3 protein-coding genes are annotated in these 1,523 nt (G+C 74.0%); all 3 read right to left on the bottom strand.

Annotated features, from left to right (window positions below; all coding sequences use genetic code 11):
- Positions 1-223 (bottom strand): SDR family NAD(P)-dependent oxidoreductase (locus VR44_RS30105; RefSeq protein ID WP_045950783.1); only part of this gene is annotated, 223 nt, incomplete at its 3' end.
- Positions 224-353: 130 nt separating this feature from the next.
- A complete protein-coding gene (locus tag VR44_RS46110) occupies positions 354-521 on the bottom strand; it encodes a hypothetical protein (RefSeq protein ID WP_169791061.1) in 168 nt (55 codons plus the stop codon).
- Between the two features lie 131 nt (positions 522-652).
- Positions 653-1,523, bottom strand: an 871-nt coding sequence (locus VR44_RS30100; RefSeq protein WP_045950782.1) for an alpha/beta hydrolase, incomplete at its 5' end; no start/stop codon positions are given.

The raw sequence follows: 1,523 nt of genomic DNA, 5'->3' as shown, positions 1-1,523 counted from the left end.
CGATCCGCGCGGCGACGGCCCCGGCGGCCTCCGCGTCCACGTCCACGACATGCACGAAGGCCCCGGCGTCGGCCAGCGCCAGGGCGCAGGCGCGCCCGATGCCGCTGCCGCCACCGGTCACCAGGGCCACCCGGCCCGCCGGTCCGGGCCCCGCCGGGCCGCCGGTGCGCGCCCGGCCGGGCACGGCGGCGCCGGACTCGTTGCTGGAAGATCCGCTCGTCATGCTCCGAACGGTAGGGATCCCCGCCGCCGCCTGCCGATGTGTGCCACCCCCACACTCCGCCCGCCGCCCATGGCGGGGACCGCCACCGGCCGGGCCCCCGCGGGCCGGCGGGGGAGCGGGCGCGGCCCGGTCAGTGGGTCCGCCACCCCTGGAGTCCGCCCGACGGGGGACGGCCGGCCATCACCTGGGCGAGGTGGTGGAGGATCTCCTCCGCCTCGCGGCGGACCTGACCCGGGACATCTCCGCGCTCGCGTACGAGCCGGTCGTAGATCGGCGCTTCACTGCTGGTGCTGCTCACTTAGGACGTCGCTCCCCTGAAGCCGGCACCGGCGGCCGGGCGGCACAAGTGTAGGTGGCGGAATCCCGGCACCCGAACACAGGTCGGTACGGGCGCCGGGGCAAAGGCCTGAACAGGGGGCAAAGCGGAATTCAGGAGCAGACGGTTCCGTCCGCCGGCGCGGTGCCGTCGACGAGAAACGCGTCCACCGCCTTGGTCGCGCAGGCGTTGCTGCCGTAGACCCCGTGCCCCTCGCCCTTGACCGTCAGGTTGACCCCCACGCCCCGCCCGAGCGCGTCGGCCATCCGCTTCGCGCCCTCGACCGGGGTGGCCGGGTCGCCGGTGTTGCCGACGACGAGGATCGGGGCCGCGCCCTCGGCGGCCACCTGCGGCTTGTCGGACGCACCGCGCACCGGCCAGTCGGTGCAGACGAGCAGGCCCTTGGCCATGGACGGTCCGAAGACCGGGGAGGCCGAGCGGAAGGCGGGCTCCTGCGCGCGCATCTCCGCCACCGTGTAGCGGCGGCTGGTGTCGGCGCAGCTGATCGCGGTGTGGGCGGCGTCGGTGTTGTTGTAGTGTCCGTCGGCGCCGCGCCCGCTGTAGGCGTCCGCGATGGCGAGCAGGTTGTTGCCGGTTCCCCGCTGGCGGAGCTCGCCCAGGCTCTGGACGAGGTAGTCCCAGGTCTTCTCGTCGTACAGGCTGGCGGCGATGCCGGTCAGCGCGAGGTCGGAACCGAGCTTGCGGGCGCTCTTGGTGGGGGCGGGCTCCGTCTCCAGCTTCTTCAGCAGATCGGCGATCCGGCGGTTGCCCTCGTCGGCGCTGCCGCCGGTGGGGCAGTTGGCGGCGTACTTGTCGCGGCAGTACTCCATGGCGTGCTCCAGCGCCTGCTGGAACCCCTTGGCCTGGCCCAGATCCGCCTGGAGCTCGTCCGAGGTGGGGTCCACCACGGCGTCGAACACGGTGCGGCCGACGTTCTTCGGGAACAGGTGGGCGTAGACGCCGTCGAGCTGGGTGCCGTAGGAG

This window comes from Streptomyces katrae, from assembly GCF_000966975.1.
Lineage (GTDB): Bacteria > Actinomycetota > Actinomycetes > Streptomycetales > Streptomycetaceae > Streptomyces > Streptomyces katrae.
This window is presented reverse-complemented; position numbering and strand designations above follow the sequence as displayed.